This window comes from Sphingopyxis sp. GW821-FHT12C06, assembly GCF_058807415.1.
Genome location: NZ_JBXAQR010000006.1, coordinates 13129 through 26905 on the forward strand (window position 1 = coordinate 13129; position 13777 = coordinate 26905).

General features: G+C 64.8%; 9 protein-coding genes. 1 reads left to right on the top strand and 8 read right to left on the bottom strand.

All coding sequences use genetic code 11. The features are described from left to right. The 7 genes from AC1RRJ_RS17540 to zwf form a co-directional block, all read right to left on the bottom strand. Nucleotides 1-1449: a DUF3336 domain-containing protein gene (locus AC1RRJ_RS17540; protein WP_493125027.1), complete on the bottom strand. Its 1449-nt coding sequence runs from the start codon at nt 1447-1449 to the stop codon at nt 1-3. Between the two features lie 23 nt (nt 1450-1472). Then, nucleotides 1473-3017: a wax ester/triacylglycerol synthase family O-acyltransferase gene (locus AC1RRJ_RS17545; RefSeq protein ID WP_493125029.1), complete on the bottom strand. Its 1545-nt coding sequence runs from the start codon at nt 3015-3017 to the stop codon at nt 1473-1475. Beyond that, the gene (locus tag AC1RRJ_RS17550) at nt 3010-5355 is read right to left on the bottom strand and encodes a glycerol-3-phosphate 1-O-acyltransferase (protein WP_493125031.1); all 2346 of its coding nucleotides are present in this window, start codon (nt 5353-5355) and stop codon (nt 3010-3012) included. The genes AC1RRJ_RS17545 and AC1RRJ_RS17550 overlap by 8 nt, the downstream gene beginning before the upstream one ends. A 105-nt stretch (nt 5356-5460) precedes the next feature. Further along, on the bottom strand, nt 5461-7041 hold the full coding sequence (locus AC1RRJ_RS17555; protein WP_493125033.1) for an HAD-IB family hydrolase: 1581 nt from the start codon (nt 7039-7041) through the stop codon (nt 5461-5463). Between the two features lie 154 nt (nt 7042-7195). Next, on the bottom strand, nt 7196-7816 hold the full coding sequence (gene eda / locus AC1RRJ_RS17560; protein WP_493125035.1) for a bifunctional 4-hydroxy-2-oxoglutarate aldolase/2-dehydro-3-deoxy-phosphogluconate aldolase: 621 nt from the start codon (nt 7814-7816) through the stop codon (nt 7196-7198). 93 nt (nt 7817-7909) lie between these two features. After that, a complete protein-coding gene (gene edd / locus AC1RRJ_RS17565) occupies nt 7910-9751 on the bottom strand; it encodes a phosphogluconate dehydratase (RefSeq protein WP_493125038.1) in 1842 nt (613 codons plus the stop codon). A 98-nt stretch (nt 9752-9849) separates the two neighbouring features. Then, nucleotides 9850-11313, bottom strand: a complete 1464-nt coding sequence (gene zwf / locus AC1RRJ_RS17570) for a glucose-6-phosphate dehydrogenase (protein WP_493125040.1) — start codon at nt 11311-11313, stop codon at nt 9850-9852. Between the two features lie 127 nt (nt 11314-11440). Between zwf and glpD the strand changes: the two genes are divergently transcribed. Then, complete coding sequence (gene glpD, locus AC1RRJ_RS17575) at nt 11441-12943, top strand: glycerol-3-phosphate dehydrogenase (RefSeq protein ID WP_493125042.1); 1503 nt, start codon at nt 11441-11443, stop codon at nt 12941-12943. Here glpD and AC1RRJ_RS17580 read toward each other — a convergent pair. Beyond that, the gene (locus AC1RRJ_RS17580; protein ID WP_493125045.1) at nt 12940-13683 is read right to left on the bottom strand and encodes an SDR family oxidoreductase; all 744 of its coding nucleotides are present in this window, start codon (nt 13681-13683) and stop codon (nt 12940-12942) included. The genes glpD and AC1RRJ_RS17580 overlap by 4 nt on opposite strands. Between the last annotated feature and the right edge of the window lie 94 nt (nt 13684-13777).

Consider the following 13777-nt stretch of genomic DNA (forward strand, 5'->3'; position numbering starts at 1 on the left):
TCAGCGTACTGCCTTTTGGAGCGCACCGCTGCGATGGCCCGGGCCGTCATCGCCCGCCTTGTCAATCTTCGCCAAAATGCCCTCGAGCGCGCGACTGATCGCGGTTTGCGTCCGCACCATTTCGATCTTGGGCCAGGCGGTGCGCTGGCCGGTGTCGACCAGTTCGTCGATATCCTCCTGCCCCAGGTCGGACAGGATTTTCGCCGGCGACCAGAATTTGGGCGGGCGGATGATGTTGATATCGCCGGTATATTCCTGATTGATCACCGATCGCGCCATGTTCGCGAGGCTGTTGAGCGGCGGCACCCATTCGAGTGGCTTCTGGAAAATCACCATATTGGCATTCAGCCACGCCTTGAATGTCGCCATCGACGCGTGCTGGATCGCCTCGATCGGCGCCATCTGCTTGCGCGTGTCGGTCGCGAAAGGAAGCGCGATCGGGTTCGCTTGGCTGACGATATGGTGATTGACGCCATAGAGCCGCTCGAGCCGCTTGGTCGGGATATCATGGGTCACCGACCCGTCGACCCAGCGCCGGTCAGGCTGATAGGGAACGCGGTTGCCCGCTTCGTCACGCGCCATCAGCATCACCGGCGGAAACACGCCGGGCACCGCGCACGAAGCAGCGACAGCCTCGCGGATCAGCACATTGGGCGCGGTGATCGCGTTAAGCAGCCGACCGTTCTGATGCTTTTCGGCGGGCGCGACCGAGACGTTGAGGTGGCGACCGCTGATCTCATAGGCTTCCTGAAAGGTCAGATCGGGGATGAGTTCGGCGAGCCGGTCGGCGACATCGGCGGCGGCCATGCGGCGATAATCGCGCTCGATGGCCGGTGTGGCGAGCTGGCCCCGGTCGAGCCAGGCGCCAATATCACGGTCGGCGCGGGTGCACACCATCGCGGCGACGATCGACCCGCCGCTGGCGCCCGACAGGATCGAGGGCAATACGCCTTCGGACCACAGCGCCTTCGCGACCCCGACATGGAAGTAAAGGAAGCTGCCCGATCCCGACAAAAGCAGCGCCGAGCGGCCATAGCAATGCTGGGCACGACGGAAAAAATCGCGCTTTTCGTCGCGGCCGATGCTGCGCGCAGCGGCGATCCGGTCCAGTGCCGACACGACCTCGGCGACATAATCCTCGATCAGTTTTTTCGTGCCAAAGCGCGCCTTTTGATAAAGCCGCTCGTGACCCATCCCGTCGATATTGCCGTGGATCCCCTCGTTGAGAACGAAGAGCAGCCCCTTGACGTCGCCGGCCGCCGACAGTTTGCGCAGCCGTTCGAGCCGCGCACGGATCGCCTGATAGTCGAAATGCTTGCTCTCGTCGCTGTCGCGCCACGCCTGCAATCCCGATTTCCGGTCATGGTCCCGGGCCGCGTGAGACCAGGCGGCATAGTCGGGAGCGGTCACGAGATCGCGGTCGGCGCTGAGCGTCGGGGTGAAAAACATGCGGTCGTCCTGCAAGACATGGTTTATTTTTTCTGAGTCTTGCCGGTTGCGTTGCCTTTGGCAACCGGTTTCCGCGTGACTTTGGCCGGCGCTTTCGTCCCACCCTTCGCCCTGGGTGCCGCCTTCGGCTCTGCCGTAGCGGCTTTTGCCTTTTCGGGCTTGGGCACGGCCGCCATCAGATCGGCAAAGCTGTTGTCGATGCACTCACGGAAAAAGGCGATGTCGGGCATCACCGCGCGTTCGGAGATGATCGAAAAGGCGATCCGGCCATTGTAGCTGGGCGTCGCGACGAACAGCCCCATATTGTTGGCGAGCGGCGCCATGCCATGCTGCGTCACGAGCTGCGCGCCCGCGAGATAGAGCGGCACCTGCGCGCCCGGCACGTTCGAGATGAAGAGATTGGTGCCGCGCACCGCAAAGCGCTCGCTGGTGACAAGCCGTGCAACCGCCGCCATCGTCGCGCCGGGAATATGCTGCGACAGATCGGTCATGATGCGCGCGCTGACCCCCGCCTTCGCCTCCTTCGCCTCGACCGTATAATCGCGGATCGCCGCGAGCCGCGCGAGCGGATCGGCAATGTCGCTGCGCACCGGCACGCTCATCGCCGACACCTGATTGCCCGGCTTCGATGCCTTGCCCCCCTTGCCGCGCAGATTGATCGGCGCAACCGCGACGAGGCTGTCCTTCGGCAATTCCTTGTGCTTCGCCAGATATTTGCGCAGCGCGCCGCCGACAGTGGTGAGAACGACATCATTGACCGTCGCGCCGGGTACCTTCTTTCGTATCGCCGCGACATCGGCGAGCGCCACCGAAGTTCCGTCGAACATCTTGTGCGGACCGACGGGGACATTGAAACGCGTTTCGGGGACGCCTGCGGTCATGCCGCCCTCGGCGATCGACTTGCGCGCCGCAGAAAGGATCGCGGGGGACATCTTCATCAGCGCGTTCATGAACTTGACCGGCGACTGCATCGACGCCGACCAGGCGCGCGAGAGGGTCTCTGCGCTCGTCGGCGCGTCGCCCAGATCCTCGACCGGCGGCGGTTCGGCAATCGCGGGCGTTCCCTTCGCATCAATGTCGCTCATCGCGACAAAGGCGTGGGCACCCGATGCCCCGTCGACTGCGGCGTGGTGGACGCGGTGGAGCATCGCGAAGCTGCCCTTCGGAATGCCCGGAATGCGGTCGAGCCCCTCGATGACATAAATGTCCCAGAGCGGCCGGTTCATATCCATCGGTTTCGAAAAATGGCGCGCGACTGCGATGCAGAATTGCCGCCAGTCGCCGGGTTCGGGTAGCCGCGCGTGGCTCATATGCGCCTCGACATCGAAATGCTCGTCCTCGACCCAATAGGGATGGTCCATGTCGAACGGCAGGCGGTGGAGGCGGCGCTTGAACAGCGGCGAGGTGTGGACGCGGCCTTCGACGTGGCGAATGATGTCCTTGAAGCGCACGAAGCCGCCCGGCGCGGTCGAGGGATCGTAAATATAGACCCCCATGATGTGCGTCAGATTGTTCGCGGTCTGGGTGTAGAGGAACTGGGCGTCCTGCGCGCTGAGCTGTTTAAGCATCTGATCCTCCTGGGGTCGGCAAACGATCGGCGAGCGCCAGCGTCGTGAGGCGCATCGATTCCATGACATTGGCGAGCCCGCGCAATTCGATCAGCAGCGCGCGGCGCGCGATCAGGCTGTCGGGGGTCGCGGTGCCGGCAAGCCCGATGTGGCGCATCAGCGACAGACCATTGGCGAACAGCAATTTCCCGATCGCCGCCTCGCTGCTGATCCGGCGGAGCAGCCAGGCCTGCTTCCCCTCGGTCAGCGCGGCGTCGAGCAAGGCCTTTTCGTCAACCTCGTCACCCGGCCGCGCGCGCGCCAAGATCTCGGCGACGACCGAATAGGCCTCGGCGAAGGGCAGCAGGATCGCATGGCCGACAAGCGGCTGGCAGCGGCGAATGAGCTGGGCGACCCCGCGGTCGCCGCTGGCGAGGCGGCGGTCCCACACGGGGTCGATCCGTTCGAGTTCGGCCTCCAGCGCGGCGCGATGCTCGTCGCGCGGGGGATAGAAAAATTCGAATTTGAACAGATCGCGCAGCCGGTCGATCTTCGCCCAGAAGGCTGCGGTCGCGTCGCGGCTGTCGGCGTCGCGCAGTTCGCACAAAGCCAGTTCGATCATCGCGCGGTCGAGGAAATGATGCGCGATGATGTTGCGATAATAGCTCGCCATCGGATGCTTCGCGGGCTCGATCGAATAGACATTTTCGCTGCCCGCTTCGTAGCGCGTGAGCAGCCCGCTTGCGACGAGAGTATCGACGGTCGCCGACAGCGCGGCATCGTCGCTGCTCTCGAGTTCGCGGCTGAGACGGATGCCGCGCGCTCGCGCCCAGTCGGTCACCGCGCCGATCGTCGCGAGCAATTCAGCGGCGGTCACGCCGCGCGGCGCGGTGCCGAGCAGAATCAGGCACATCACCGAAGTGACCGTGAGCGGCGTGACGCGGTTCGCCTCGACCGCGACGGCGAAGGCGATCTTCTCGAGCGCGCGCTTGTCGTCGGGAGCGGGCGCCGTATCGATCACCACCGGCTCGCCAATGTCGAGCCGGATACGGCCCGACGGCTCCCTGAGGCTCTTCATATAGCCGAGAAACCACGACAGCGATTCGGGCTTCTTGCTCCGCCCCGTCTGTTCGGCGGCATATTCCTCGACGTCGCGGATGAGGTCGAAACTGGTGACGAAGGGCACGAAATGGACGTCGCGCGTCCCCGTCGCATGCGCGGCGTCGAGAACATATTTCATCAGGCCATATTTGGGCGGCATCAGTTTGCCGAGCCGCGAGCGCGTGCCCTCGAAGGCCCATGACAACGGGAAACGCTTGGCGAGCAGCCACGCGATATAGTGGCGCAGCACCGCCTTGTAGACCGGCTGATCCTGAAAACTCCGCCGAATGAAGATCATCCCCGACCGGCGGAAGAATTCGCCCATCACCGCGAAATCGAGATTGGCGCCGCCGAAGCTGTGGAGCATCGGCATGTCGCTCTCATAGAGCAGCCGGCTGGGCGTCGCACCGTCGATATAGGTTTTGTGGGTGAAGAGGATGCAGGTCGGATGCTCGCGCAATATCCCGCGCAGCTTCGCAAGCTCCACCGCATCGATCTCCATCGCGGGCGCGTAGCCGCCGAACATCATGCGATCGAGTCGCGCGCGCAGATCGAGGAAGAGCGCGCTCGGCCGCGCGATGACCTCCTTCATCATCGGGCGCGCCTCGCGCAGCAGCTCGGCGACGGGACGCCCAAGCGAGGCGGATAATTCGGCGAGCGCAGCGCGGAAGCGCGGATCGGTGCGCAGACTGTCGGCGACGAAGCGCGGCACTTTGTAGCGGCTGCCGCGAATGCCGCGTTCGGCGACGTCGAGCGCGAGCCCCGCCTGCCGCGCGACGAAGCCCGCATATTCGGCGCCATCCTCCTCGCAGCCGCCGCCGGTCTGGGCGAGGAAGCGGGCCTTGAGTGCCGCCCCTGTCGCCGCCTCGCCCACCAAAATCTGCGCGCGGCGGCGGTCGCGCCACAGGATCATCTGCGCGCGCAGCGAGCCCGGCTGGCGCGGATCGCCAAAGATCAGATGGCGGAGCTTGAGCGCGCGGTCGCGCTCGAAATTGGGGATGCGCCATGCGACGCGCAGCGGCACAACCGGCCGGTCGGACGCCCCCGCAAGGCGTTCCTTCAGCTGATCGAGATCGAGCGCATGGTCGCCATCGGCGATCGCCAGACTGACCCACGCGGGCTCCTGATCGCCCGAGGTTGCGTGGATCCAGTCGAGCAGCACGCGCCGCTCGACGCGATTGCGGGCATCGATGATGTAGAGGCGGTCGGCCGTTTCGGCTCCCACCGCAAGCGGGGTGCGGGGCGTTCCGTCGGCCATGGCCTACGCCTTCTCCGTCATTGCGAGCGAAGCGAAGTAATCCCGTGTAGAGCAAGCCGCTCTGGATTGCTTCGCTTCGCTCGCAATGACGAGATGATACATGCTTTAGGCTGCCCTTCCTCTGCCCGGGGAGGCTTTCTTCGCAGGCGGCTTTTTCGTCGCCGCGACTTTCTTGACCGGGGCCTTTTTCGGCGCCGGTTTTTCGGCCTTCGCCTCGGGCGGCGGCGCGTCCTGCGCCACCGATTCGGCGACCGTCTCTTCCGCCTGCCCCAGCGTGCGCAGGAACATGTTGCGGACGTCGCGGACATGATTGTTCAGCGTCCGGGCGCTCCACTTCGACGTATCGACGGGATCGAGCACGGTGACACGCACCGTCGCAGGGCGCATCACAAATTCATTTTTGGGGGCGACGTCGGTCGCGTTGTGGATCACGATCGGAACGATCGGCACCCCCGCCTGCATCGCGAGATGGAAAGCACCTTTCTTGAAGGGTTCGAGCTTGGGCGTCAGGCTGCGCGTGCCCTCGGGCGAAATACAGATCGATTTTCCTTCGATCCGGATCGCATCGACGAGCGGTTCCATCGCCTTGATCGCGCTCTTGCCGTCGGCGCGATCGACAAAGACCGTTCCGCCCCACTCCATAAGCTTCCCGAGTATCGGGATATCCCTGATCTCCTTCTTCCCCACCCCGCCCATGTCGCGGCGGATGAGCTTGGCGAGGATCATGACGTCCGCCTTGCTCTGGTGGTTGAAGATGAAGACGCACGGGCGCGCCGCCCACAGATTCTTCTCGCCCTCGACATCGAGTTCGACCCCGGTGATCGCGGTCGCGAAGTCCCCGAACAAGCCGATCGAGAAATTGGCCGCCTCGCGCTGCGAACGGGTGAGTGCCCAGATCGGGAGCCCCGCGGCAAAGGCGCCGACGAGCGAACCGGTGGCATAGATGGTACGCGTATAATCGACCCAGCTTGGCGTGCCGCGGCTACCGAAACGCTGCACCGGCCAGCCATTTTCCTCGGCAATCGCTTTGAGTTTCAGGTTCGGATTGAGCGGGCGCGGCTTGCCGACGCGTTCGAGCAGTTCGATATCATCGTCGCTGTCCGAATAGAAAAAGCTCTGGTCGAGATCGAGGCCATATTCGGCGGCGAGCTCCTCGGCGGCGAGCACCTTGCCCTCGCCGAAGCAAAGAGGCCGGATAATCTCGCCGGTGAACACACCATCCTCAATCTCGTACGCCGAGCATTTGATATCCTCGATGCCGAGATCGCGCGCGGTCGGTTCGATCTGATAGATGGTCGCCGACGAGATGATCGCGACGCGGTGGCCCTTGGCCTGATGCGCCTCGATGATCGCGCGGGCTTCGGGATAGATTTTGCGCGCGATATGCTTTTTGTAAAGCTCCTCGCCGAACTCGATGAAGCTCTCTTCCTCGACGCCCTTCATGAATTTGGCCGCGCCCGACATCAGCCCCGAAAAGCCGATGGTCCCAAGACTGTGCTGCGCGATCACCTGTGCGGTCTCGGCGATTTCCTCGACCGACATTTCGCGGCGCTGGAATTTTTCGCGCAGCATCGCAGTGGCCGAATAGCCCGAGATGATGGTGCCGTCGAAATCGAAGAGCGCTGCGATATGCGGTCCGGGTTCGGACGCAAGGACTTCTTCCAAATGCGGTTGTGGTCTCGGCACGCATCCTCCCCACCAGCGGCTTGTTTGCCGCCTTATCGCTGCACGATGGCAGGTAAGATGGGGTTAATCAATGCGCCGTTTTCACAGAAAATGGTCATCCCGGCAAAGCATGGCCCCTGCGCCTGCAAGGCAGCCGCAGGGGCCGGGATGACGGTCAGGGACGCAGCGCGGCGGCTTCCTTCGCCAATACCTCGATCCGCGCAGGGTCGAGCGGGCCCGAAGGGACGACCCAGCTGCCGCCAACGCAAAGCACCGGCCCCAGTGCGAGCCACTCGGGTGCACTTGCGGCGCTGATTCCGCCGGTCGGGCAGAAACGCGCCTGGCCGAAAGGACCCGCGAGCGCCTTCAGCGCGGGGATGCCGCCGCTGGTCGCCGCAGGGAAGAATTTGAAGCGTTCGAGGCCGAGGTCGAGCCCGCGCATGATATCGCCCGCATTGGCGATACCGGGCAGGAAGGGAATACCGCTGGCAACCGCCGCCTTGCCGAGATTGTCGGTGAGGCCGGGCGAGACGATGAATTCGGAACCCGCGTCGATCGCGGCGCTGAGCATCGCGGGGTTGAGCACGGTGCCCGCGCCGACGATCGCGCCCTTGACGTTCTTCATCGCGGCGATGGCATCGAGTGCGGCGGGAGTGCGCAGCGTCACCTCAAGCACCGTCAGCCCGCCTGCGACCAGCGCTTCGGCCATCGGCACCGCATCTTCGACCCGGTCGATCACGATCACGGGGATGACGGGCGCGAGGCGCATAATCTGGTCGATGCTTTTGTCGGTCATTCTTCAAATCCTTCGTCGCCCTCGCGAAGGCGGGGGCCGCTATTTATGTTGCGCAAGGTTGCCGGCGGTCCCCGCCTTCGCGGGGGCGACGGGCTAAATTATCTGCTCCATCGCTGCGAGCATCGCCGACCCGCCCTTTTCGGCTTCATCGGCATGATGACGGAACAACGCGAACAGTTCGCGGCCGACGCCAAGCGCGGGCGGCGGGGCAATGGCTGGCGCGCGCGCGGCCCAGACGGCGGGATCGACGAGCGCGCTCGCCTCCCCCTTGCGCGCGCAAACGCGAACGATGTCGCCGTCCTGCAAGAAAGCGAGCGGCCCGCTGATGCCGTCGGTGCCGGGCAGCGCCTCGGGCGACAAATGGATCACCGCGGGTACCTTGCCGCTGGCGCCCGACATGCGGCCGTCGGTGAGCAATGCGACGCGGAAACCCTTGTCCTGCAGGACGCCCAATGCCGGGGTCAGCTTGTGCAGTTCGGGCATGCCGTTCGCGCGTGGCCCCTGAAAGCGGACGACGACGATCACATCGCGCTCGAGTTCGCCCGCCTTGAAGGCGGCAAGCACCGCATCCTGATTGTCGAAAATGCGCGCGGGTGCCTCGATCGTCCAGCGATCCTCGGCGACCGCGCTGGTTTTGATGATCGCGCGGCCGAGATTGCCGGCGAGCAGCCGCATCCCGCCGTCGGGCGAGAAGGGCGCCGCCACGGGGCGCAGCATCGCATCGTCACGGCTTGTCGCGGGCGCCGCCTGCCAATGCAATTCGTCGTCGACGATCACCGGCTCCGACGCATAATCGGCCATCGTCCCGCCGACGGTGAGTACATCGCCGTGGAGCAAGCCGGCGCCGAGCAATTCCTGCACGACATAGCCGATCCCGCCCGCAGCGTGGAAATGGTTCACGTCGCCCGCGCCATTCGGATAGACGCGCGCGAGCAGTGGCACCACATGGCTCAATTCGTCGAAATCCTGCCAGTCGATGATGATGCCGGCCGCGCGCGCGATCGCGGGCAGATGGATCGCATGGTTGGTCGAGCCGCCGGTCGCGAGCAGGCCGATCGCGGCGTTGACGATCGCCTTTTCATCGACGCAGCGCGAAAGCGGACGGTAATCGTCGCCGTCCCAGCCGATCGCGGCGAGCCGGTGGGTCGCAGCGCGCGTCAGTTCCTGCCGCAGCTTGGTGCCCGGATTGACGAAGGCGCTGCCGGGGATGTGCAGCCCCATCAGTTCCATCATCATCTGGTTCGAATTGGCGGTGCCATAAAAGGTGCAGGTGCCCGCGCCATGATAGCTCGCCGCCTCGGCCTCGAGCAGTTCGTCGCGGGTCGCCTTGCCCTCGGCATAGAGCTGACGGACGCGCTGCTTTTCCTTGTTGGCGAGCCCCGAGGGCATCGGCCCGGCGGGGATCAGGATCGTCGGCAAATGGCCGAAACGCAGCGCGCCGATGAGCAGGCCGGGGACGATCTTGTCGCAAATGCCGAGCATGGCGACGCTTTCGAACATCGCATGGCTGAGCGCGATCGCGGTGCCCTGCGCGATATTGTCGCGGCTGAACAGCGACAGGTCCATCCCCGCCTGCCCCTGCGTCACCCCGTCGCACATCGCCGGAACCCCGCCCGCGACCTGCGCCGTCGCACCGGCTTCGCGCGCGAAGATTTTGATCTGTTCGGGGTAGCGACCATAGGGCTGATGCGCCGAAAGCATATCGTTGTAGGCGGTAATGATGCCGATATTCATCGCCGCACCGGTGCGGATCGCCGGCTTGTCTTCGCCCGATGCGGCGAAAGCATGCGCGAGGTTGCCGCACGACAGCATGCCGCGATTGGTGCCCGCCTCGCGCTGGCGGTCCATCAGTTCGAGATAGGCGGCGCGGCGCGGCGCGCTGCGCGCGATGATGCGGTCGGTGACCGCGGCGATGGTGGGGTGAAGGTCAGTCATAAAATTTCCTCGTCGCCCCCGCGAAGGCGGGGGCCGTCATCGGCCTTGCGCTACGCAGCCAGCGGCACCAGCCTTCGCGGGGGCGACGTGTTTTTGTATCAATCATGCCAGCTCGCTCCGTCGCGTTCGATCAGCGCGATCGCGCTCGACGGGCCCCAGCTGCCGGCAGTGTAATTTTGCGGTGCCATGTCGACCGCAGCCCAGGCGTCGCGGATCGCGTCGATCCACTGCCACTGTGCCTCGACCTCGTCGCGGCGCACGAACAAGGTCTGGTCGCCCTCGATGAAATCGAGCAGCAGGCGCTCATAGGCGATGCGGCGGCGCTCGCCGGCAAAGCTGTGCGACAGCGAGACGTCGAGCGTCACCTCGCGCAATTTCACCCCGTCGCGGTCGAGCCCGGGCTGTTTCGACATCACCTTGACCCGGATATTCTCCTCGGGCTGCAGGTTGATGATCATCATATTGGCGTCGAGCTTGCCCGCACCGGGACGCGCGAAGATATTGTGCGGTACCGGTTTGAACTGGATCAGCACCTCCGACTTGCGCTCGGGCATCCGCTTGCCGGTGCGCAGATAGAAAGGCACGCCCTTCCAGCGCCAATTGTCGATATAGGCTTTCAGCGCGACGAACGTCTCGGTGTTTGACGGCTGACCAAGCTCGTCGGCATAACCCGCGACCGGGGCGCCATTGACCGCGCCGCTGGTGTACTGGCCCTTGACGCTATGCGCTTTCACATCCTCGGCGGTCATCTTGCGCAAGCTGCGCAGCAGCTTGACCTTCTCGTCGCGTACCGCGGTCGAGGTGACGCTGGCGGGCGGCTCCATCGCGATGATCGCGAGCAGCTGGAGCATATGATTCTGGACCATGTCCTTGAGCGCACCAACACCGTCATAATAAGAGACGCGGCCTTCGAGCCCGACCGTCTCGGCGACGGTGATCTGGACATGGTCGATCGCCTGCGCATTCCACAGCGGTTCGAACAACATATTGGCAAAGCGCAGCGCGAGCAGATTCTGCACCGTTTCCTTGCCGAGATAATGGTCGATGCGGAAAACCCGGTCCTCGGCAAAGGCACTGCCGACCTGCGCATTGACCTCGCGCGACGAGGCAAGGTCGTGGCCGATCGGTTTTTCCATCGCGATGCGGCAATCGGCGCAGGCAATGCCCGCCGAGGCAAGCCCCTGCGCGATCGGTCCGAACATCGACGGCGGGGTCGAGAGGTAAACGCCGACGGGACGCGCGCGGCGATCACCCAGCAGCGTCGCGAGATCGTCGAAACCGGTGCCGGCGCCCGCATCGACCGGGCAATAGTCGATCCGTTCGACAAAAGCCGCAATCGCGGCTTCATCGAGCCGGTCATCGGACAGATGCTCGGCCAGCGCGGCGCGGACATTGCCGTGAAAGGCCGCGCGGTCCATCGGCGAACGCCCCGATCCGATGATCGTCAGCGTGTCGGCGAGCAGCCCGTCGAGATGGAGGTTGTAGAGCGAGGGAAAGAGCATGCGCTGCGCCAGGTCGCCCGTCGCGCCGAACAAAACCAGAGTTTCGACTTTCACGCTCACAAAAATCCCCTTGATATCCCGGTAAAGAAGTGGCGGATGCGCTGCGCGATTGCAACGCGCATACGTAAGCCGCATACGATGTCTCTCCATTGGCAAAAGCCCCGCGCTTGGCTTAGGAACCAGCGCAATGAGCGACACACCCCAACCCTATGATGTCATTGTCGTCGGCGGCGGGGTGAACGGCGCCGGGGTCGCGCGCGATGCCGCCGGGCGCGGCGCGCGGGTGCTGCTGCTCGAGGCGGGCGACCTTGCGCAGGGCACCTCGTCGGCATCGACCAAGCTGATCCACGGCGGCCTGCGCTATCTCGAACATTATGAATTCGGCCTCGTTCGCGAGGCCTTGAAAGAACGCGAAATCCTGTGGGGCATCGCGCCCCACATCATCTGGCCGCTACGCTTTGTCCTGCCCTATCGCACCGGATTGCGCCCGCGCTGGCTGCTGCGGCTCGGCCTGTTCCTTTACGACCATATCGGCGGGCGCAAGAAATTGCCCGCGACGCGCTCGATCGACCTGCGCAAGCATGTCGCGGGCGCCCCGCTGCAGCCGCAATATGCCCGCGGCTTTGAATATTCGGACGGGTGGGTCGACGATGCGCGGCTCGTGGTGCTCAACGCGCGCGATGCCGCGAGGCATGGCGCGCGGGTCCGCACCCGAACGCGCGCCGAGATGCTGCGTTGTGAAGATGGGTTATGGATCGTCGATGCGTCCGACGATCGCGGTCACAGCTATCGCTTCACCGGCCATAGTGTCGTCAATGCCGCGGGGCCCGCGGTGCTCGACCTGCTCAAACGCGCCGATGCCGAACCCGATCATCAAATGCGGCTGGTGCGCGGATCGCATATCGTCGTGCGGCGGATCTTCGAGCACGACTATGCCTATTTCTTCCAGCTTCCCGATGGGCGCATTTTCTTTGCCATTCCCTATGAGCGCGACTTCACGCTGATCGGGACGACCGATCAGGATCATGACGGACCGGCGAGCGAGGCGCGCGCAAGCGCCGGGGAAATCGCCTATTTGTGCGAGGGCGCGAGCGAATATTTCCGCGCCCCCATCACCCCCGCCGACGTCGTGTGGACCTATTCGGGGGTCCGGCCGCTGATCGAGGACGGATCGGGGCGGCCCGAGGCGGCGACCCGCGGATACCGAATCGACCTCGACACCGAAGAAGGCGCGCCGCTGCTCACCATCTATGGCGGCAAAATCACCAGTTATCGCCACGTCGCCGAGGCGGCGGTCGACGTGCTCGCCGGGCATGTGCCCGCGCTGTCGGGAAAAGCCTGGACCGGCAAGGCACCGCTGCCCGGCGGTGACTTCCCGACGAACGGCGCGGCGGCGCTCAAGGCCGAATACAAGCTCGCCCACCCCTTCCTTGCCGCCGCAACGGTCGACCGGATCGTCAAGGCCTATGGCAGCGACGCGCGGCACTGGCTGGGCGATGCCGACGGTTGGGACGCGCTCGGCGGCGATCTCGGCCATGGGCTGAGCGCCGCCGAGGCGACCTGGCTGGTCGAACAGGAGTGGGCGCGGACCACCGACGATATTTTGTGGCGGCGGAGCAAGCTGGGGCTGCACTTCACCGCCGAAGACGCGGCCCGGCTCACCGCGTGGCTCGAGGCGCGGCCGAATTAGGCCTGCTGCGCCAGCGCTACGGCGTCGGCACCGGCGGGGAAATGCGCCTGCCCCGTCTCGTCATGCACCGCCTGCCACACAGCCTGGGCGACGTCGGCCTCGGTCGTGACCAGCGCGGGCTCTGCCAGCGCCGCAAGGATCGGCTGCGCCTGCGACCAATAGGGCTCGGGCAGCACTTCTTCGATGCGGATGTCGCTATTCTGCGCAAAGGCGGTCGTCGCAGCATAACCGGGCTCGACCAGCTTCACGACGATGCCCAGCGGCAGCAGCTCGTGGGCCAGCGATCCGGTGAAGCCCTGAATCGCGGCCTTGGTGCCGGTGTAGGCCGCCATGAACGGAAAGGATGCCAGCGTCACGGTCGACGTGACGTTGATGATCACTCCTGCGCCACGGATGCGGAACTGCGGGATCACTGCCTGCGTCATGGCGATGACGCCCAGCGTATTGGTTTCGAAAATGTCCCGGATTTTCTGCATCGGCGAATGTTCGAGCGCACCGATGAGGCCAACCCCCGCGTTGTTGACGAGAACGTCGATCGGACCGGCGGCATCGAGCGCCGCAGCGATGCTGGCGGCGTCGGTCACGTCGAGCGCGACGACGCGCAGCCGGTCGGAGGCCGGAAACAGGTCGGAACGCGGGGTGCGCATCGTCGCAATGACGTTCCAGCCCGCGGCATGAAAGTGGCGCGCGGTCTCATGGCCAAAGCCCGACGAGGCTCCGGTGATCAATATGGTCTTCATGGTCTTTCCTTTCGAGCTTGCGATGGGAAGCCTCTAGTCAAGACGGGCAGGACTATCTATAATCCGAAGTCCAAAATTCGTTACCAAGGGTCCA

Coding starts and splice junctions, on each gene's coding strand:
- AC1RRJ_RS17540 (WP_493125027.1), bottom strand. CDS start 1,449: ATGTTTTTCACCCCGACGCTCAGCGCCGACCGCGATCTCGTGACCGCT.
- AC1RRJ_RS17545 (WP_493125029.1), bottom strand. CDS start 3,017: ATGCTTAAACAGCTCAGCGCGCAGGACGCCCAGTTCCTCTACACCCAG.
- AC1RRJ_RS17550 (WP_493125031.1), bottom strand. CDS start 5,355: ATGGCCGACGGAACGCCCCGCACCCCGCTTGCGGTGGGAGCCGAAACG.
- eda (WP_493125035.1), bottom strand. CDS start 7,816: ATGACCGACAAAAGCATCGACCAGATTATGCGCCTCGCGCCCGTCATC.
- edd (WP_493125038.1), bottom strand. CDS start 9,751: ATGACTGACCTTCACCCCACCATCGCCGCGGTCACCGACCGCATCATC.
- glpD (WP_493125042.1), top strand. CDS start 11,441: ATGAGCGACACACCCCAACCCTATGATGTCATTGTCGTCGGCGGCGGG.
- AC1RRJ_RS17580 (WP_493125045.1), bottom strand. CDS start 13,683: ATGAAGACCATATTGATCACCGGAGCCTCGTCGGGCTTTGGCCATGAG.